Here is a 19050-nt window from a genome sequence, read left to right on the forward strand (position 1 = left end):
TCTCCATATCTGAAAAGGTGGAACTATGTTAGTGACGTTGCGCGAAGTTCTGGATGATGCATCTGCGAAGGGATATGCGGTCGGGGCGTTTAATGTTGTCGATATCAATATGGCCAGGGGGGTGATTCTGGCGGCTGAGCAGCAGCGCTCGCCGGTGATCCTTAGCCAGGGACAGGGGCAGTTTCGGTTTACGCCGCCGGAGATTATGGGAGTAGCGCTACGGTATCTGGCGCAGGAGGCGACGGTGCCGGTGGTCATTCACCTCGATCACGGAAAATCGCTGGAGGTTTGCCAGCGCGCCATCGCGGCGGGCTACAGTTCCATTATGTTCGACGGCTCGGTGCTGTCCCTTGATGATAATATTCACCAGACTCGCGAAGCCGTTGCGCTGGCCCGCCAGCACGGCGTATCGATAGAGGGGGAGGTAGGCCATGTCGCTAATGCTGAGACCGGCGATGAGCCGGAACAGGCCGTGGCGGCACCGGTGCTTGAAGAGTGCCATCTGACTACGCCGGAGGCCGCGCGCCACTTCTGGCGTGAAACCGGGGTGGATGCCCTGGCGGTGGCGTTTGGCACCGGCCACGGCATCTATCGCGAAGCGCCGCGACTGGAGTTTGACCGGCTACGGGCGATTCGCGACGCCGTGGATGCGCCGCTGGTGATGCACGGCGGTTCGGGATTGTGCGATGAGGCGTATCAGGAAGCCATCGCCTGCGGTATCCGCAAACTGAACTACTTTACCCTGTTGTCGCAGTCGCTGGCGGAGCTGATAAAGCAGCAGGTCAATGCCAGCGATGAGCCCTGGTATCACGAGGTTCCGCTGCTGGTGGTGGAAGAGACGCGCCAGCACGTTGCGCGGCTGATGACCCTGTTTGGCTCCGCCCGGCGCGTGTAACGCTCTGTTACTCATTGTCGGCTGTGGCGATCACGGCCGATGCCTGCTGCTGTAACAGCAGTGCCTCAATGGCTTCCGGAGGAGGCTGGTCGGTAAAGAGCGTCATGCGGGTATTGATTGTGCCAAGCTTAACCGCTGCGGCGCTGCGAAATTTCGAGGCGTCCGCGGCAAGGAAAATATGCCGGGCATTGGCCATCATCGCCCGGGTAATGGTGGCTTCGTTAACGTCGAACTCCATCAGACTGCCATCCTGTTCAATAGCCCCTACGCTGGTTATCAGATAATCCGCCCGGAAGTTTTCAATAAAGGCGAGCGTGGCGGGACCAACGATACCGCCATTGGCCGGACGTAGCGTGCCGCCTGGCACCATGACCTCAAAACTGCTGTTCTGATACAGCACATTCGCCACCCGCAGGCTGTTGGTAATAATCCGCAGATGGCTGCGTACTTCCAGCGCTTTCGCGACATACTCCACGCTGGTGCCGGTGGTGATAAACAGAGTGCAGCCGTCCGGAATCTGGCTGGCGATGCTCCTGGCTATCATCACTTTCTCTTTCATCGCGCTAAATTCGCGATCTTTAAAGGCGATATTGCTGACGCTGGAAGGGCGACCTGCGCCGCCGTGGTGGCGTGAGATAAGCCCCAGTTCGCTCAGTTTGCGGATGTCCCGGCGCACGGTCTGTACCGAGACCTCCAGAATCTTCGCCAGATCGTCATGATTCATATAGCCCCGCTCAAGAACCAGGGTAACCAGTCTGTCGTGCCGGGGGTTGCCCGTGAGCTCCTGCAACTGCATGCCTCTCTCCTCCTGTTCATCTGTGAACTATTTTATACAAAAAATGACGTCTCTTATTGCGATCCTGTCATCAGATTAGCTGCCTGCCTGGCACTTTGCTTTCCGAAAATTGGGTTAAATCTTCCTGTTACATGCCGGATTGTCTGGCTTTGCCGGTAGGATCACAGAATAAAAAAGCAGCGATTGTTAATTGTCTGCTATCGTGAGTGATGTCACTAAAATTCCATAATATTACAAATAATATCACTTCACATCGCCAGATTGTCCGCCAGTGGTGACGAACTGTGACAGTTTGCTGAATTCCGGGAGCCGGTGGCGGTTCCCTCAACCCTACACCGATGGAGTACATCGCTATGCATTCAGTAACCCGCGTTTTTCTGCCTGATGTCAACAGGGTGATGACGGAAGAAAAAGAGCAGCCGGATGAGCCGCTTCAGCCCGATGAGGTCAGGATCGTCACGCGCTTTCTGGGGATCTGCGGTTCCGATCTCCATGTGCTGAAGGGGCACCACCCGGTGGGAAAACCGCCTATCGTGCCGGGCCATGAGATTGCCGCCGTGGTCAGCGAAACCGGCGCCGACGTGACCCACCTGCGCCCCGGGGACAATGTGGTTGTCGACCCGATCATGCCTTGCCTCGACTGCCCGGCATGTCGGAGTGGACGTTTTAACCTCTGCTTTCCCCCAAGGGTCGCGGGTTTTCGGATTCCGGGGTTCGCCCGTTCCAGCATGGTGGTGCCCGCCCGAAACCTGCATAAAGCGCCGCCGGAGCTGCCCATGAAGGTGCTGGCCTTTGCCGAACCGGTGGCCTGTGCTCACCACTGCGTGACCCGGCTACCGGAAAGTCAGCGTGACAGGGTGCTGGTCATTGGTGCGGGCACTATCGGTCTGTCGATCATCCAGGCCCTGAGAATCGTTGGGGCCAGGGAGATCGCGGTGGTGGAGCCGGATGAACGAAAACGGGCGCTGGCATTGAAACTCGGAGCCCAACGGGTGGTGGCCCCCGGGAAACTGGCAGAAGACGAGAGTTTCAGCGGCGTTATCGACGTGGTGGCGGCGCCCGCCACCATTATGGAGGCCTGTTTGAAGGTTGAGCCGGGCGGCACCGTCGTCTGCATGGGGGTGCCACGCGGCAACTGCGAAATCCCGCTGGCCCATATGCAGCGCTTTGAACGCAGCCTGGTCAGTTCCGGTATGTACGTGCCGGAAGATTTCGAGGCCGCCATCAGCTGGCTCTCTCAGGGGCTGTTCGATACCCGGGATCTGATCACCGATATTTTTCCGGTATCCCAGGCTCCGCAGGCGTTTGAACGGGCGCAGACGCCAACGTCGATCAAAGTGCTTATCGAATTCGGACGCTAACGGAAACGCGGTGGTGAGTGGGGCGTTTGCCCCTTTGTTCATAAGGTTATGTGCGCTCTCATCATGCGATGTTTCACGGTGATGGCTGAAAAGGAACCCATTATGTCAGTTAAAGAGAAAGCCTTCGGCACAGGGGTGCCGGAGCATGTCGCACGCAGAAGGGTGGTGATTGCCAGTTTTATGGGAGCACTGCTGGAATGGTATGACTTCTTTATTTTTGGCACCGCCGCCGGTCTGGTGTTTAATTCGCTGTTTTTCCCGGCGGAAAACGCCATGGTCGGGACCATAGCCGCCTTTGCCGCCTTTGGCGTCGGCTTTGTTTCCCGCCCGCTGGGCGGATTAATATTCGGCCATTTTGGCGATCTGATTGGCCGAAAGGTGACCCTGATCTGGACGCTGTCTATCGTGGGGGTCTCGACCTTCCTGATTGGTCTGCTGCCCACCTGGCAGCAGGTGGGGATCTGGGCGCCGATCATGCTGATGGTTATTCGGCTGATTCAGGGGGTCGGTCTGGGCGGAGAGTACGGCGGTGCGGCGCTGATGACCTTTGAATCGGTACCGGAAAAGCGGCGCGGCTTCTTTTGCTCGATACCGCAGACGGCTTCCTGCGCCGGTATCATGCTGGCCACTGGCGTGTTCGCACTCTGTAATTATCTGCTGACGGCAGAGCAGTTTATGGCATGGGGCTGGCGTATTCCGTTCCTGCTCTCGGCCGTGATGCTGCTGGTGGGCATGTATATCCGGGTCAATATCGAAGAGACCGCCGATTTTAAACAGGTCAAAAAAGTGAAGCGCCACGACCGGCAGAAGATTCTGGAGACGCCGATGGCGCAGCGTGAACCGTCGGCGAGCAAGCCTAAAGAGAGCATTCCGCTGGTCCTGTTACTTCGCCAGCACCTTAAAGGGGTGATGCTGGCATTCGGCGCCCGGCTGGTGGAGGCGGTCTCCTCCAACATCATTAATGCCTTTGGGATCGCCTATCTGGCGAGCCAGCTGGCGATGGATCGCAGTATTCCCCTGAACAGCATGCTGTTGGCTTCCGCCATAGGGCTTATCGTCTGCCCGCTGTCGGGTTGGATCTCCGATCAGGTGGGGCTGCGCCGGGTCTATCTGTTTGGCGCTGCTTTCTGCGCGCTGTTTGCCTTCCCTTTCTTTATGTTGCTTAACACCGGCGATCCGCTGCTGATCGCGCTGGCGATGATTATTGGCTATAACCTGGGGCCGACGGCGATGTTCGCCGTGCAGCCCACCATGTACGCCAATATGTTCTCTACCCAGGTGCGTTATACCGGACTTTCCGTGGCCTATCAGTTCTCTGCGATCCCCGGCGGCATGACGCCGCTGATCGCCGCGCTGCTGCTGGCGGCGGGTGACGGGGCGCCCTGGTATGTGGCCAGCTATTTTGTAGCGGTGTCGCTGCTGTCGCTGCTGTGCGTCTGGATGATTAAAAACAAAGGAGAGGAGGCTGTGGCTGACGCCAGCTCGCTGCCCGGAAACCGGGCTATGACCGGGTAACCGATTATCCGGACAGGGCAACCCTTGCGGCTGCCCTGCTGGGGGAATTAGTGGGGAAGCTGGCGCTGCAGCTGTTCTATATCCGGCGTGATACCAATACCCGGCGCGTCGCCCAGTTGAGCGTGGCCCGCCTGGAGTCTGGCAAGGGGACCGCATAGCCATTCACGTAATGGATTGGGATTGGCGTCGATCTCCAGCATACCGTCGCCGCCGCTGGCGGCCAGCAGGTGAGCCGAGACCAGCAGGCCGATCCCGGCGCCCAGATAGTGAGGGCAGTAGCGCAGGCCGCGGCGCTGAATGTCGGGAATCAATTGCATAACGCCGCTGACGCCGCCCCATTTTGCTGTATCGGGCTGGACAATCTTCAGCCAGCAGTCCATGGCGTTGTTAAATGCCTCTGTACCAGTCAGGTTTTCACCGCCCGCCAGCGGAATTGGGCTGTGTTCAGCCAGCTGTCGCCAGCGGGCGAGGGGGGTATCGGCCCTCATCGGCTCTTCAAGCCATTCCGGGCGCCAGGTGGCCAGCTGTTCCGCCATCGTCAGGGCGTCGTCGAACGTCCAGGCCTGGTTGGCGTCCAGCATCAGCAGGCTCTGTTCTCCGATCAGGCTGCGGATATGGGAGACCGTCTGAAGATCCTGGTCGTGGCCGAAACCGACCTTCAGCTTAAAGGCCTGGTATCCTGCCTGGCGCTTCTCTTCCACCAGGGCGTCGCTGCCGGTGGGGTTCAGACCGCTGGCGTAAACCGGGATGCGATCCCGGTGGCCGTTCAGATAACGCCACAAGGGCTGGTGGCTGCGGCGGGCGCACATATCCCAGACCGCCATATCGATAGCGGCCAGCGCCTGGGACATCGGGCCCGGTTCGCCGGACTGAATGGCAAGGACCGTGGTCTGACGGCTGGCCTGTTCAAAGAGCATGGCCGGATGCTCAAAGGCACGATGGCGCAGCAGCGGGGCGTAAACATCATCGATGAGCCGCTGGCGATGTTCGGCGCCGCAGGCCGGAAAGTTACACCAGGCCTCGCCCCAGCCGGTGGCGCCATGGTGATCGGTCACCCGAACCAGCAGCGCCGGGCGGCTGTGCATTACCCCGAAAGAGGTGCGGACCGGCTCACGGAGTGGGTAGCGCAGAATAAAGGTTTCGATGCGATCCAGGGTAAAGGCGGCATCGCGTTGGGTGAACAGGGGGGCGTGTTCGGGCATAGAAAGTACCTCGTTAAGCAGGATGATGTGGTTACCCGTCAACCTATATCCTGGTGATTAATAGTTGTAAAGTATGGTTTATAGTACTTTATGGTTTTTAGCGCGTTTTCCGCGAACAATTCGCAGTGACAGGAGAGGCTATGAGCGACTATCGCTATGTTTTCCATAATTTTACCGCAGGTCAGCGCCAGTCAGCGGCGGGCCAGCTGTGGCACACCCATAATCCTGCGCATCCAGGCCGGGCGGTGGGGGAGTATCGTTTTACGGCGCCGGAACAGCTGGATGAAGTGGTGGCGCTGGCCCGCCAGGCGCAGCGTCAGTGGCGGGAAGTACCGCAGATTCAGCGTGTCGGGCAGGTTCAGCGCTTTATCGACGCCATTGCACTGCGCAGAGAGGAGATTGCCCGGGCCATTGTGCTGGAGCAGGGGAAGCCCTGGGACGAGGCGCTGGGAGAGGTGGATAAATCCTGTGCCGAAGCGCGCATGATGGCGGCGTTTGCCTGTTCGGAGCAGGGGCGCGTGATGCCGACGGCCCGTCCGGGATTCACCAATAGCATCCGCTGGCGCCCGCTGGGGGTGGTTGCTGCCATTACCCCCTGGAACTTCCCGATACTGACGCCCATGCGCAAGCTGGCGCCGGCCTTGCTGTTCGGCAATGCCATTATCCTGAAACCGTCGGAATATACCCCGGCCGCGGCCTGCCTGGTGGCGGAGTGCGCCCGGGATATCCTGCCGGACGGACTGCTTCAGTTGATTGCAGGTCAGGGGGAAGTGGGGGCGGCGCTGGTGGGTCATCCGGGGGTGGACGGCGTCACCTTTACCGGCTCCGTAGCGGTGGGACGCCAGATTTACCAGGGGGCGGCGCAGCATCTGGCCCGGGTTTCGCTGGAACTGGGGGGGAAAAACGCTGCCATTATTCATGATACCGATGATATGGACCAGACGCTGGATGCCATTAGCGGCGCTGCACTGGCCTGTAGCGGTCAGCGTTGTACCAGCATCAGTCGGGTTCTGGTGCCTGCGGAACGGGAAAACGAGGTTGTGGCCGGGCTAAAGGCGCGGCTACAGACTCTGGTGGCGGGGGATGGGTTACAGCAGGGGGTGACGCTGGGGCCGCTAATCCACGACGCCCATCTGCAAAAGGTGAGCGCGATGGTGCGGCAGGCGCTTGACGATGGCGCTACCCTGATCTGCGGCGCGGAGGCGCTGAGCCCGCCTCAGGCGCCGGAAGGCTTCTTCTATGCTCCGACCCTGCTGACCGGGGTGACGCCGCACATGGTTATTGCCAGAGAGGAGATCTTTGGCCCGGTTATCACCGTGCAGCGCTACAGCACTTTCGATGAGGCGCTGGCGATCGTCAATGATGTGGAGTATGGCCTGACCGCGGCGCTGTTTAGCCAGGATAACCAACTGATCGAACGTTTCGCCCGAGAATGTGAGACCGGCATGCTGCATATCAACCACGGCAGCGTTCCCGATAACCATATGCCGTTTGGTGGCGTGAAACACTCCGGCGTTGGCGAGCATTCGGTGGGGCCAGACGCGTTTCGCTTCTATATGACTGAACACGCGGTCTATAACCGCTTCCAGTCATCAGGGCGTTAGCGTCATTTCCAGCCGCAGCGCATCGCCGCGGTAGGTGACATCGGCAAAATAGACCACCACTCCCGCCGCGTCGGTAAAGATGCGGCGGATATAAGCCACCGGGGCGTGCAGCGGCATGTGCAGCAGGTGGCTGGTTTCACTGTCGCTTTCGCCCAGGGTCAGAATCTGGCGCGCGTGGTGAATACGATCGCGGTGCTGTTCCAGCAGTAGCGGAATGACGGTCTGCTGGCGAAAGCGTTGGGGAGCGGTATGAAATATCTGGGTATCCAGATAGAGGGAGATAATGCAGTAGGGGGCGTTATCCCGGACGTGGAGACGCTTCATATAGACATAGCTTTCCGCCAGGTTACCGTCCCCCTCCTGAAGTCCCGGTCTCTGAGTACCTTCTTCGATCTGCAGCAGTTCGGGCGTGGTGGCGCGGAAGCTGGCGCTCAGTTGGTCCAGCGAGGTGACGACGCTTACCGGCAGCGGCTGCGGTAGTTCACCGCTAACCCGGGTTCCCTTACCGCGCTGGGGATGCAGTAGTCCTTCGCCAGTAAGCATTTGCACTGCCTGACGTACCGTCACCCGTGAGGCCTGGAACTCCTGCGCCAGCTGTTCCAGCGAAGGAATGAGCGCGCCGCCAGACCAGATCCCCTGCGCGATGCGGCGACGCATGGCGTCGGCAATCTGAATATAGAGAGGAATCGGGCTGGTGCGGGAACCTGTCATTAGCGTCGTTCGTTCTGTTGTGTGGGAAGTCCCGGTAAAAATACACTATTTACCCCGGAGAGGTAAGCGGCCAGGGTGTTACCCCCGCCCCAGCGGCACCACCAAAGGGGTACCGGCCACCGGATCCTCAATAATCATGCAGCGTAGCCCATAGATGCGCTCGATAAGTTCTGCGGTGACGATCTCTTTCGGCGCTCCTTCGGCGATGATGGCCCCTTCGCGCAGGGCGATAAGGTGCGTGGCGTAGCGGCAGGCCTGGTTCAGGTCGTGCAGTACCGCCGCCAGGGTGTAGCCCTGATTGCGGTTAAGCTCGCTCAGAAGTTCCATCAGATCGATCTGGTGGCTGATATCGAGCCAGGTGGTGGGTTCGTCCAGCAGCATGATTTCGGTCTGCTGGGCCAGTACCATGGCTATCCAGGCACGCTGGCGCTGGCCGCCGGACAGGGTATCCACCGGCTGGTCGGCCAGTGACTCTATGGCAGTGGCCTGCATGGCCTGAACCACGGCCTCTTCATCCTTCTGGCTCCAGCGTGAAAACAGCGGCTGGTGGGGGTAGCGCCCGCGGGCGACCAGTTCGCGTACGCTGATATCGCCCGGCGCGCTGGCATTCTGGGCCAGCAGGCCGATACGCCGGGCCACCTCTTTGGTATTGAAGTTCTGGATCTGCTCGCCGTCGAGCCAGACATGGCCGTGCATCGGCTTCATCAGGCGGCTCAGGGTGCGCAGCAGCGTCGATTTACCGCAGCCGTTAGGACCGATAATGGCGGTAAACTTCCCTTCCGGAATGGTGACGCTAAGGTTATCCACCACAATCTGTTTACCGTAGCCCAGCCGAAGCTGTTCGCCGCGCAGTCGGGTTGCTGTGGTCATCTTTTGCGGGACTCCTGAATCAACAAGGCAATAAGGTAGAGGCCGCCGATACTGACGGTGACCACACCTACAGGAAGCTGGTAGGGCATAAACAGGCGCTGGGCGCACAGATCCGCCGCCAGTAGCAGCACGCCGCCACAGGCCCCGGCCTGCAGTAATCCCCAGCGCGCGGTGCCGCTCAGTCGATGGGCGATATGGGGGGCCACCAGCGCCACAAAGGAGACTGGCCCGGCCAGCGCTACGGAACTGGCGGTAAGCAGAACCGCCACCAGCATCAGCAGTACACGTGAACGTTCAACACAAATCCCCAGCGCGTTGGCGGTATCGTCGCCCATCTCCATAATTCGCATCCGGCGTACCAGCAGGGCGCCTGCTACCAGCATCAGAACAATCAGCGGCGCTGCGGGCAGGGTTTTGCCCCATGTCAGGCCGTTCAGGGAACCGGCGTTCCAGAGGCCGGCGGAAAGGGCGGTTTCCAGCGAAGCCTGAAGCAGCAGCCAGGTATTAAAGGCCACCAGCATGGCGCGCACGCCGATGCCGATAATAATCAGGCGGAAGGTTTCGATGCCGTTGCGCCAGGCGAACAGCCAGACCACCAGCGAGGTCAGAATACCGCCCGCCATGGCGGCAAAGGCAATGGCGGTGTAGTGATTGCCGAACAGCACCATCGCCACCAGTACGCCGCTCCAGGCGCCGGTATTAAAGCCCATGACGTCCGGGCTGCCGAGCGGGTTGCGCAGCAGCGACTGGAAGATAGCGCCGCTCACGCCAAGCGCCGCGCCGACCAGCAGTGCCATCAGCACGCGCGGCAGACGCCATTCCACCACTACCAGCGACACATTACGCGCCCCCTGGCCGAGCAGGGCGTCCAGCACCTGGCGGGCGCTAAGCGGAACCGCGCCGCTGGCGAGACTCCAGATCCCCATGCCCAGACTCAGGGCGGCCAGCAGGGCCAGTATGGCGATAAGACGAGGAGAAAGACGATTCACATGGCCGCTCCCGACCGCCTGCGGCGGACCAGCCAGATCAATACCGGCGCCCCGATAAAGGCGCTGACCACCGATACCCGAAGCTCACCGGGCACCAGCAGGCGCCCCAGAATATCGGCGCCCAACAACAGCGACGGGGTGGCAAGCAGGGTCACTGGCAGCGACCATCGGTGATCGGGGCCGATCAGCCAGCGCGCCATATGGGGCATCATCAGACCAATAAAGGCAATCGGGCCGACAAGGGCGGTGGCGCTGCCGCACAGCAGGGCGATGGTTAACAGTCCGAAGATTTGAGTACGCGCCACCCGGCTGCCAAGGGCGGTGGCGGTATCACTGCCCATACTCAGGCTGTTAAGCGCACGGGCCAGCAGCATCGCCATGACCAGCCCCAGGGCCACCATTGGGGCAATAATCCTGAGAGTGGAAAAGGTACGAATATCCAGTGAACCGGCCTGCCAGTAGCGTAACTGGTCGTAAACTACCGGATTGAGCAGCGCGATACCGCTGCTTAAGCCTTCCAGCACGGCGGCGAGGGCCACGCCCGCCAGGGTCAGACGTACCGGGCTTAGCTGACCGCCGCCCTGGCTGCCGGTCAGGGCTACCACAGCAGAGGCCAGCAGTGCACCGCCGAAAGCAAGGCCCAGTAACGACATGGGTGAGGACATCCCCCCAATGGCGGCGCCCAGCACGATGGCGAAGCTGGCGCCGGCGTTGACCCCCAGCAGGCCAGGGTCGGCCAGCGGGTTGCGGGTAAGCGTCTGCATTAAGGCGCCAGCGACGCCCAGCGCAGCGCCTGCCAGCAGACCGGCAAGGGTACGGGGAAGACGGGCGTCCAGCACCACAACGCAATCGGCGCTGCGGCACTGACCGCCCAGTGCCTGTAATACCACATCAGGGGAGAGGGGACGGGCGCCAATCAGCAGACTCAGGGCCGCCATCAACACCAGTACTATTACCAGGCTCAACAGCACAACGCCGCGTGCTGACAAGCGAGAAGCCGACATAAACGCAAATCCTGAAAATTCGATAATGATAGTTATTATCGTTATCACTCTTGTTCGTTTATGTTAGCATGAGCAGCCCTGGAGCGGGTAAGGAAAATTATATAAGGCCATGTAATGAAGCAAAATTCTAAACATTCTCTATGGCTGAATCTCAGCCTGTTGAAAAGCCATCCCGCCTTCCGCGCGGTATTCCTGGCGCGTTTTATCTCTATTCTCTCTCTCGGACTGCTCGGCGTGGCCGTGCCGGTGCAGATCCAACAGCTTACGGGCTCCACTTTGCAGGTGGGGCTGGCTGTCACCCTTACCGGCAGCGCGATGTTTGTGGGGCTGATGACGGGCGGCGTTCTGGCGGATCGCTATGAGCGTAAGCGGTTAATTCTGCTGGCCCGCAGCACCTGCGGCATCGGTTTTATTGGATTGTGCCTGAATGCCATGTTGCCGGAGCCCTCGCTGGTCGCCATCTACCTGCTGGGGATCTGGGACGGGCTGTTCGCCTCGATTGGCGTGACGGCGCTGCTGGCGGCGACGCCTGGCCTGGTGGGGCGCGAAAACCTGATGCAGGCCGGGGCCATCACCATGCTGACGGTGCGCCTGGGTTCAGTGATCTCGCCGATGTTCGGCGGTCTGCTGCTCGCCTGGGGCGGCGTGGCCTGGAACTATGGTCTGGCGGCGGCGGGCACCTTTATCACGCTATTGCCGCTGCTGAGCCTGCCACGCCAGCCGCCGCCGGAACAGCCGCGTCAGCATCCGCTGCGGTCGCTGGTGGAAGGGCTACGTTTTCTGTTAAGCCACCCGCTGGTCGGGGGCGTAGCGCTGATTGGCGCGCTGCTGACCATGGCCAGCGCGGTGCGGGTGCTCTATCCGGCGCTGGCCGGACACTGGTCGATGAGCGAATCGCAGATTGGTCTGCTGTATGCGGCGGTGCCGCTCGGCGCGGCTATCGGGGCGCTGACCAGCGGGTCTATTGCCCACTGTGCGCGACCGGGGCTGGTGATGATGGGGGCGACCATCGCCTCCTTTGTGGCCGTCGGGCTGTTCAGCCTGATGCCGGTCTGGGCGGGCGGCGCTTTCTGTCTGGCGCTGTTCGGTTATCTGAGCGCCATCAGTTCGCTGTTGCAGTACACCCTGATTCAGACCCAGACGCCGGACCAGATGCTGGGCCGTATTAACGGTCTGTGGACGGCGCAAAACGTGACTGGCGATGCGATTGGCGCTGCGCTGTTAGGGGGCATGGGCGTGGCGCTGACGCCGGTCAGTTCCGCCAGCGTAAGCGGTTTTGCGTTAGCGCTGGCGGGGATACTGGTGCTGGTGCTGTTCAGCCAGTTGCGGCGTTTCTACCAGGCGCCTGCGCAGACGCCGGTAGAAGAAGCATCATGATTTGAACTGCTGCGCCAGTCGCTCAAGCAGGTGGCTGGCGCTGTAGTAGTCGAGGCGGAAGGTTTCGGTGCCAAGCGGCCATACCCGATGGTGCTGCACCGCTGGCAGATGCGCCAGTAGCGGATCCTTCATCAGCGCTGCGGCGTCCTGTTCGTCGTTGGCGAACAGCAGCAGGCTCTGGCCGTTCAGGCCATTTGCCAGGTTTTCACCACCCAGTTGCAGGATATCGCTGCGTTTGCCCTGGCTCTGGCTGGTATGCAGGCTGGCTGGCGGCGTGGCGAGGGTAAATCCCAACTGGCTGAGCAGTTGTCCCTGGGCCGAAGCGGGGGTCCACAGATTGGCGTTATGGGCTGCCGGGTTGAAGACCAGCGCGCTCACTGGCTGGGGTGGCAGTGTTATCTGCTGTTTAAGCTGCGCCACCCGCTGGTTGAAGCTGTCGATGCGCGCTTTGGCCTGCTGCTCGTGACCGGTTATCTGTCCCAGTTCGGTCAGCAGCGCCTGCCAGCTCTTATCGTCATAGTTAACGATAAGCGTGGGGGCGATGGTGGAAAGCTGATCGTAGAGCGCCAGGGCGGAGTCGCCGCCGGTGGCGCTAATCAGGATCAGGTCCGGCATCTGGGCCGCTACCGCTTCGGCGCTGGGCTCGCCGATATACAGACGCTGGATCTGGCGGGCTTTCGCAACGCTGCTCCACTGACGCAGGAAACCCTGGGCATCGGCGAAGCGGTTGCCGGGCGTGGTGGCGCCGCTGGCGACCACGGGAGCATCAATGGCCAGCAGCGAGCCGGTCAGGGTCACGCTGGTCGAGACGATGCGCTGCGGCGCCTGGGACAGGGTGTGAGTACCGCGGATATCGGTCACTTCACGCGGCCAGACAGCGGCGCTGGCGCTTGAGGTGACAGCGAAAAGGCCAATCGTTATCTGCAAGACCGCAAGCATAGCGGCAAGGGTGTATTTCACGGTAAGGGCATCCTGTGGCTGTTGTTAATAATGTTTCTCATTTTCATGCTAAGCGCGACGGCGTGCAAGGGATGGGAATGTTAAAAATTTTTTACCTTTGTTGACAGACGGAGTTTCAGAACGTAGCTTACGCATCAAAATACAAATGATAATAATTATCAAATTCCTTATCATTTCTACGGAGGATTGAATGGAAACTATCGTGGCTGAGGAGAGGCAGCAGGTGGTTGCAGTGCCAGCAACCGATGGATTTTTCTTTATGTCGCCCTGGAAAAGCCTGGCGACATCCGGCCATTTCGCCTCTCTCGAGCTTCCCGCCGCCGACGGTGCGGATCCGCGAGGCGCGTTCCAGCGTCGCCTGGCCCAGGCCTTTGCCTCGGCGCGGGCTGCCGGTATTGCCAGACCCATCGCGGTTGGCGCCATTCCCTTTGATACCCGTAAGCCGTCATCGCTGTTTATTCCGGAGCAGGTGACGACGTTCTCTCGCGCGAATTACCAGAAAAGGGATCCGGCGGCTTTTTGTGCACCGGCGGTGACGGGGCGCAAGGAGATCCCGGAACAACCGGTCTTTGAAGAGATGGTGGCGCGCGCCGCTTATGCCACCAGCCAGCCCGGTATCGATAAAGTGGTGCTGTCGCGGCTGATCGACATTACTACCGAAAGCGCCGTCGATCGGGAAGCGCTGATGCAGCGCCTGATTGCGCTGAACCCTGCCAGTTATAACTTCCACGTGCCGCTGGCCGACGGCGGGGCGCTGATGGGCGCCAGCCCGGAACTGCTGTTGCGGATGAACGGCAATGCTTTTAGCTCGCTGCCGCTGGCGGGATCGGCGAAGCGGGTCGCAGACCCGGAACAGGATAAAGCGGTGGGTCAGACTCTGATGAACTCCCGCAAGGATCGCCATGAGCATCAACTGGTGACCGATGCCATGCGTGACGTGCTGGCGCCGCGAGTCTCTTATCTGGCGCTGCCGGACCGGCCGGAACTGATAACCACGCCGCAGCTGTGGCATCTGTCGACCCCCATCGAGGGGCAGGTGCGCGATGGTCGCGAGAATGCGCTGTCGCTGGCCTGCCTGCTGCATCCAACCCCGGCCCTGAGCGGTTTCCCGAACGATGTGGCCCAGCGTCTGATAGGCGAACTGGAGCCCTTCGATCGCGAACTTTTTGGCGGCATTGTCGGCTGGTGCGACGACGCCGGTAACGGCGAGTGGGTGGTGACTATTCGCTGCGCGCGCCTGTATGAACAGCAGATTCGGCTGTTCGCGGGGGCAGGCATCGTGCCTGATTCATCCCCGACTTCGGAGTGGAATGAGACCGGCACCAAGCTATCGACAATGCTCAACGTATTTGGACTGAACTGAGGAAAGGGTATGACGATTCCTTTTAATCGCTGGCCGGAAGAGCTGGCCGCAGGTTACCGCGAAAAGGGCTACTGGATTGATGTTCCGCTGACCGACATCCTGAGCCGTCACGCTAAGAGCGATCGCTGCGCGGTGATTGAGGGCGAGCGCCATTTCAGCTATCGCGAACTGGAACAGGCGGCGACTCGTCTGGCGGGGGCGCTACAGCGTCAGGGACTGACCACCGGCGATACCGCGCTGGTGCAGTTGGGTAACGTGGCCGAGCTCTATATCGTCTTCTTCGCGCTGCTGAAGATTGGCGTTGCGCCGGTGAATGCGCTGTTCAGTCATCAGAAAACCGAGCTGGAAGCCTACGCCAGCCAGATTACGCCGAAGTTGCTGATTGCCGATCGCGAACATGCCCTGTTTCGCGACGACGACTATCTGATGACGCTGGTGGCGCGCTTTCCGTCGCTGAACACCGCCATCCTGCGTGGCGACAGCGGTGAACGTTCTCTGGAAGGGTTGATCGCAGCCCCGGAAGATAACTTTGTCGCGACCCCCTCGGCCGCCGATGAAGTGGCCTTTTTCCAGCTTTCCGGCGGCAGTACCGGCACCCCGAAACTGATACCCCGCACCCACAACGACTACTACTACAGTATTCGCCGCAGCGTGGAAATCTGCCGCTTCGATGAAAATACTCGCTTCCTGTGCGCCATTCCGGCCGCCCATAACTACGCCATGAGTTCGCCGGGCTCGCTGGGGGTCTTTTACGGCGAGGGCTGTGTGGTACTGGCGGCGGATCCGAGCGCCAATCTGTGCTTCCCGCTTATCGAGCGCCACCAGGTAGACGTCGCTGCGCTGGTGCCGCCAGCGGTCAGCCTGTGGTTACAGGCGATTCGTGAGTGGGGTAACAACGGGCAGCTCGCTTCGCTGCGCCTGTTACAGGTGGGCGGGGCCCGCCTGCCGGAAGCCCTGGCGCGCCGTATCCCGGCGGAGATTGGCTGCCAGCTACAGCAGGTGTTCGGTATGGCGGAAGGGTTGGTGAACTACACGGCGCTCGACGACGATGACGAGCACATCTTCACCACTCAGGGACGCCCGATGTGCCCGGACGATGAAGTCTGGGCTGCCGACGAAGAAGGCAACCCGGTGGCGGCCGGTGAAGTGGGGCGCCTGATGACCCGCGGCCCGTACACCTTCCGCGGTTACTACCTGAGCCCGGAAGCCAATGCGAAAGCCTTCGACGCCAACGGCTTTTACTGCTCCGGCGATCTGATCGTCATTGACGAGCAGGGCTACATCAAGGTGGTGGGGCGAGAAAAAGATCAGATCAACCGCGGAGGCGAGAAGATCGCCGCCGAAGAGATCGAAAACCTGCTGCATCGCCATGAAGCCGTGCTCCATGCCGCCCTGGTTTCAATGGAAGACGAGCTGATGGGCGAAAAGAGCTGCGCCTTTATCGTGGCCCGCAGCCCGGTACGCCCGGTGGCGCTACGCCGCTGGCTGCGTGAGCTGGGCGTGGCGGACTATAAGCTGCCTGACAAGGTGGAGATCGTCGACGAATTACCCCTGACCCACGTCGGAAAACCCGATAAAAAGCGGCTGCGCCAGTTGATTGCCGAACGTCGGCTGACCACAAAATAAAAGGAGAACGAAAATGGCCATTCCAAAACTGAACGCCTATGCGCTGCCGACTGCGGCGGATATCCCGGAAAATAAGGTGAGCTGGGCCTTTGAGCCGGAGCGCGCCGCGCTGCTGATCCACGATATGCAGGATTACTTCATCAATTTCTGGGGCGACAACTGCCCGATGATCGACCAGGTGATCGCCAATATTGCGGCGCTGCGCGACTACTGCAAGCAGAACAATATTCCGGTTTACTACACAGCCCAGCCGAAAGAGCAGAGCGACGAGGATCGCGCGCTGCTTAACGATATGTGGGGACCGGGGATCAATAATCATCCCGAACAACAGGGCGTGGTGGCGCAGCTGGCGCCGGATGATCAGGATACCGTGTTGGTGAAGTGGCGTTACAGCGCCTTTATCCGTTCGCCGCTGGAGCAGGCGCTGAAAGAGACCGGGCGCGATCAGCTGATCATCTGCGGCGTCTATGCCCATATTGGCTGTATGACCACCGCTACCGACGCTTTTATGCGTGATATCAAACCTTTTATGGTGGCGGATGCGCTGGCTGATTTCAGCCGTGAAGAACATCTGATGGCGCTGAAATACACCGCCGGGCGCAGTGGGCGCGTGGTGATGACCGAGGATCTGCTGCCGGTTCCCCAGAGCAAGGGGCAACTGCGCGCCCTGATCCTGCCGCTGCTGGATGAATCCGACGAGCCGGAAGATGACGAAAACCTGATCGACTACGGTCTGGATTCGGTGCGCATGATGGCGTTGGCGGCGCGCTGGCGTAAGGTGCACGGCGATATCGATTTTGTGATGCTCGCCAAAGAGCCGACTCTGGACGCCTGGTGGGCGCTGTTGAGCCGGGAGCCGAAGTCATGAAGGCAGATTTTCACGGCCAGACGGTGTGGGTGACCGGCGCGGGTCGGGGTATTGGCTACAGCACCGCGCTGGCGTTTCATGAAGCCGGTGCCCGGGTAGTGGGCTTCGATCGCGCCTTTGAGCAGGCGGATTACCCTTTTTCCACCGAGCAGGTGGATGTGGCTGACGCCGCACAGGTAGAGCAGGTCTGTCAGCGGCTGTTAAAAGATACCGATCGACTGGATGTTCTGGTGAACGCCGCAGGGATTCTGCGGATGGGCGCTACCGACGCGCTGCCGCTGAATGACTGGCAGGACACCTTTGCGGTAAACGTCGGCGGCGCCTTTAACTTCTTCCGCGCCACTATGGCGCAGTTCCGTGCCCAGCAGGGTGGAGCGCTGGTCACGGTAGCTTCTGACGCGGCCCATACTCCGCGTATCGGCATGTCGGCCTATGGCGCGTCGAAAGCGGCGCTGAAAAGCCTGGCGCTGACCGTGGCGCTGGAGCTGGCTGAATACGGCGTGCGCGGTAACCTGGTGTCGCCGGGTTCGACCGATACCGATATGCAGCGCGGGATGTGGACCACGCCGGACGCCGAACAGAAGCGTATTCAGGGCTATCCCCAGCAGTTTAAGCTGGGCGTACCGCTTGGCAAGATAGCCCGCCCGCAGGAGATAGCCGACACCATCCTGTTCCTTGCCTCTAAGCAGGCCAGCCATATCACGCTACAGGATATTGTGGTGGATGGCGGCTCAACCCTGGGGGCCTGAGATGATCTGGAAACGGGAGATAACGCTGGACGCGCTGAACCAGATGGCCGAACAGACCATGGTGGGGCATCTTGGGATTATTTTTACCCACATCGGTGACGACGAACTGGAGGCGGAGATGGAAGTCGATCACCGCACCGTTCAGCCGTTTGGGTTGTTACACGGCGGGGCGTCGGCAGCGCTGGCTGAAACCATGGGCTCGATGGCCGGGTTTCTAACCAGCAAAGAGGGACAGTGCGTGGTTGGCACAGAACTGAGCGCCACTCATCACCGCGCCGTCTCTTCCGGTAAGGTGCGGGGCGTTTGTCGCCCGCTGCATCTCAGCAACAGCAGTCAGAGCTGGGAGATAGCCATCTTCGATGCGCGCGGCAAGCGTAGCTGCACCTGCCGCCTTTCTACGGCGGTTATCGGTTAATTTCACCAGATACGTCTGCTCTCAGGGATGAGGGCGGGCGTTATTTCCCCACGACAACCCGTTGCATTTTTTCTCTGCCTGAATCGCAAAGCGGCATATTACGGCAACCAGACGGCGTTTTATTGGGTATTATTTGCGCGGCGCTTGAGGCTTTTTGCCTCATGGCGATCTGGTCGTTTGTCGTGTGGTAGAAAGAAGAAAGCCCCGAGTCATTTTTCAATTAACCCGAGGCTTACCCTATGCCAGACAACATCAGAGTAGCCTCTTACCCGCCGAAAGGCAAGGAGAAGAAGGCTATGAAGCTGCTACGCGGCACCCTTATCTGGTGCGTTGTTATCCTGTGTTTCACGCTGTTGGTATTTACGTACCTGACCCGGAAATCGCTATGCGAAATTCGTTACCGGGATGGATACCGTGAAGTGGCGGCTTTGATAGCCTGTCAATCCGGTAAGTAGCATCTGGAGGCAGGGGCAACCCTGCCTTTTCAGGATGTTGGCCGACATAGCCACAAGCGCCTTTATAAAGGTCCTTCTGTCTGGTTTACCGGGAGGCCCTTTTCCCCTAACGTTTCGTGCGCAAAATTTCCTCTCTCCTTCTTCAGCTTAGTGATCCCGCTAGCAATGTCATGTAAATGCCGGGTAGCCAGGCTGTTTTATCTGGTTTCAACATTGTTAAATCACGCTGCGTGTTATAGATACAAATTGACATACATCTTCCTCTTTTTTGACCAACACAACGGATAACA

General features: G+C 60.2%; 18 protein-coding genes and 1 pseudogene. 12 read left to right on the forward strand and 7 right to left on the reverse strand.

Annotated features, from left to right (window positions below):
• Positions 1-25 precede the first annotated feature (25 nt).
• Positions 26-895 carry a class II fructose-bisphosphate aldolase gene (locus tag FEM41_RS12880; protein ID WP_138096355.1) on the forward strand — a complete coding sequence of 290 codons (870 nt, stop codon included), beginning with the start codon at positions 26-28 and terminating at the stop codon, positions 893-895.
• 7 nt (positions 896-902) lie between these two features.
• Here FEM41_RS12880 and FEM41_RS12885 read toward each other — a convergent pair whose 3' ends face one another.
• Entirely contained in the window at positions 903-1691 is a 789-nt protein-coding gene (locus FEM41_RS12885; RefSeq protein ID WP_138096356.1) for a DeoR/GlpR family DNA-binding transcription regulator, read from the reverse strand.
• 353 nt (positions 1692-2044) lie between these two features.
• Here FEM41_RS12885 and FEM41_RS12890 point away from each other — a divergent pair, with 353 nt between their 5' ends.
• Complete coding sequence (locus tag FEM41_RS12890) at positions 2045-3052, forward strand: zinc-dependent alcohol dehydrogenase (protein WP_138096357.1); 1008 nt, start codon at positions 2045-2047, stop codon at positions 3050-3052.
• 102 nt (positions 3053-3154) lie between these two features.
• Complete coding sequence (locus FEM41_RS12895) at positions 3155-4567, forward strand: MFS transporter (protein ID WP_421804271.1); 1413 nt, start codon at positions 3155-3157, stop codon at positions 4565-4567.
• A gap of 47 nt (positions 4568-4614) precedes the next feature.
• On the opposite strand, the gene FEM41_RS12900 is transcribed toward FEM41_RS12895, so the two are convergent.
• Positions 4615-5811: a mandelate racemase/muconate lactonizing enzyme family protein gene (locus FEM41_RS12900; protein ID WP_206665528.1), complete on the reverse strand. Its 1197-nt coding sequence runs from the start codon at positions 5809-5811 to the stop codon at positions 4615-4617.
• A gap of 98 nt (positions 5812-5909) precedes the next feature.
• Between FEM41_RS12900 and FEM41_RS12905 the strand changes: the two genes are divergently transcribed.
• Entirely contained in the window at positions 5910-7373 is a 1464-nt protein-coding gene (locus FEM41_RS12905; protein ID WP_138096359.1) for an aldehyde dehydrogenase family protein, read from the forward strand.
• On the opposite strand, the gene FEM41_RS12910 is transcribed toward FEM41_RS12905, so the two are convergent.
• The 4 genes from FEM41_RS12910 to fepD all read right to left on the reverse strand — a co-directional run bounded on the left by FEM41_RS12910 (position 7362) and on the right by fepD (position 10947).
• Positions 7362-8084: a GntR family transcriptional regulator gene (locus tag FEM41_RS12910; RefSeq protein ID WP_138096360.1), complete on the reverse strand. Its 723-nt coding sequence runs from the start codon at positions 8082-8084 to the stop codon at positions 7362-7364. The genes FEM41_RS12905 and FEM41_RS12910 overlap by 12 nt on opposite strands.
• A gap of 78 nt (positions 8085-8162) precedes the next feature.
• Entirely contained in the window at positions 8163-8954 is a 792-nt protein-coding gene (gene fepC, locus FEM41_RS12915) for an iron-enterobactin ABC transporter ATP-binding protein (protein ID WP_138096361.1), read from the reverse strand.
• The gene (fepG, locus tag FEM41_RS12920) at positions 8951-9880 is read right to left on the reverse strand and encodes an iron-enterobactin ABC transporter permease (protein WP_241666640.1); all 930 of its coding nucleotides are present in this window, start codon (positions 9878-9880) and stop codon (positions 8951-8953) included. The genes fepC and fepG overlap by 4 nt, the downstream gene beginning before the upstream one ends.
• A gap of 59 nt (positions 9881-9939) precedes the next feature.
• Entirely contained in the window at positions 9940-10947 is a 1008-nt protein-coding gene (gene fepD / locus FEM41_RS12925; protein ID WP_138096363.1) for a Fe(3+)-siderophore ABC transporter permease, read from the reverse strand.
• A 114-nt stretch (positions 10948-11061) separates the two neighbouring features.
• Between fepD and entS the strand changes: the two genes are divergently transcribed.
• A complete protein-coding gene (gene entS / locus FEM41_RS12930; protein ID WP_138096364.1) occupies positions 11062-12324 on the forward strand; it encodes an enterobactin transporter EntS in 1263 nt (420 codons plus the stop codon).
• Here entS and fepB read toward each other — a convergent pair.
• Positions 12319-13263, reverse strand: a complete 945-nt coding sequence (fepB, locus tag FEM41_RS12935; protein ID WP_138099192.1) for a Fe2+-enterobactin ABC transporter substrate-binding protein — start codon at positions 13261-13263, stop codon at positions 12319-12321. The two genes, entS and fepB, sit on opposite strands and share 6 nt — an antisense overlap.
• 211 nt (positions 13264-13474) lie before the next feature.
• Between fepB and FEM41_RS12940 the strand changes: the two genes are divergently transcribed.
• The 7 genes and pseudogenes from FEM41_RS12940 (at position 13475) to FEM41_RS12965 (ending at position 18760) form a co-directional block, all read left to right on the forward strand.
• Complete coding sequence (locus tag FEM41_RS12940) at positions 13475-14647, forward strand: isochorismate synthase (RefSeq protein ID WP_138096365.1); 1173 nt, start codon at positions 13475-13477, stop codon at positions 14645-14647.
• Between the two features lie 9 nt (positions 14648-14656).
• On the forward strand, positions 14657-16273 hold the full coding sequence (locus FEM41_RS12945) for a (2,3-dihydroxybenzoyl)adenylate synthase (RefSeq protein ID WP_138096366.1): 1617 nt from the start codon (positions 14657-14659) through the stop codon (positions 16271-16273).
• A gap of 13 nt (positions 16274-16286) precedes the next feature.
• Positions 16287-17141 (forward strand): isochorismatase, encoded by an 855-nt coding sequence (locus FEM41_RS12950; protein ID WP_138096367.1) that lies wholly within the window; start codon positions 16287-16289, stop codon positions 17139-17141.
• Entirely contained in the window at positions 17138-17890 is a 753-nt protein-coding gene (gene dhbA / locus FEM41_RS12955; protein WP_138096368.1) for a 2,3-dihydro-2,3-dihydroxybenzoate dehydrogenase, read from the forward strand. Before FEM41_RS12950 ends, dhbA begins: the two co-directional genes overlap by 4 nt.
• Position 17891: 1 nt before the next feature.
• Positions 17892-18305, forward strand: coding sequence for a proofreading thioesterase EntH (gene entH / locus FEM41_RS12960; protein ID WP_138096369.1), 414 nt, complete (start codon positions 17892-17894; stop codon positions 18303-18305).
• Positions 18306-18489: 184 nt separating this feature from the next.
• A pseudogene (locus FEM41_RS24900) lies at positions 18490-18648 on the forward strand (DUF5431 family protein); the annotation flags it as partial.
• Positions 18602-18760 (forward strand): type I toxin-antitoxin system Hok/Gef family toxin, encoded by a 159-nt coding sequence (locus tag FEM41_RS12965; protein ID WP_168198871.1) that lies wholly within the window; start codon positions 18602-18604, stop codon positions 18758-18760. The pseudogene FEM41_RS24900 and the gene FEM41_RS12965, both read left to right, overlap by 47 nt.
• Positions 18761-19050: the final 290 nt, after the last annotated feature.

This window comes from Jejubacter calystegiae (assembly GCF_005671395.1).
Lineage (GTDB): Bacteria > Pseudomonadota > Gammaproteobacteria > Enterobacterales > Enterobacteriaceae > Jejubacter > Jejubacter calystegiae.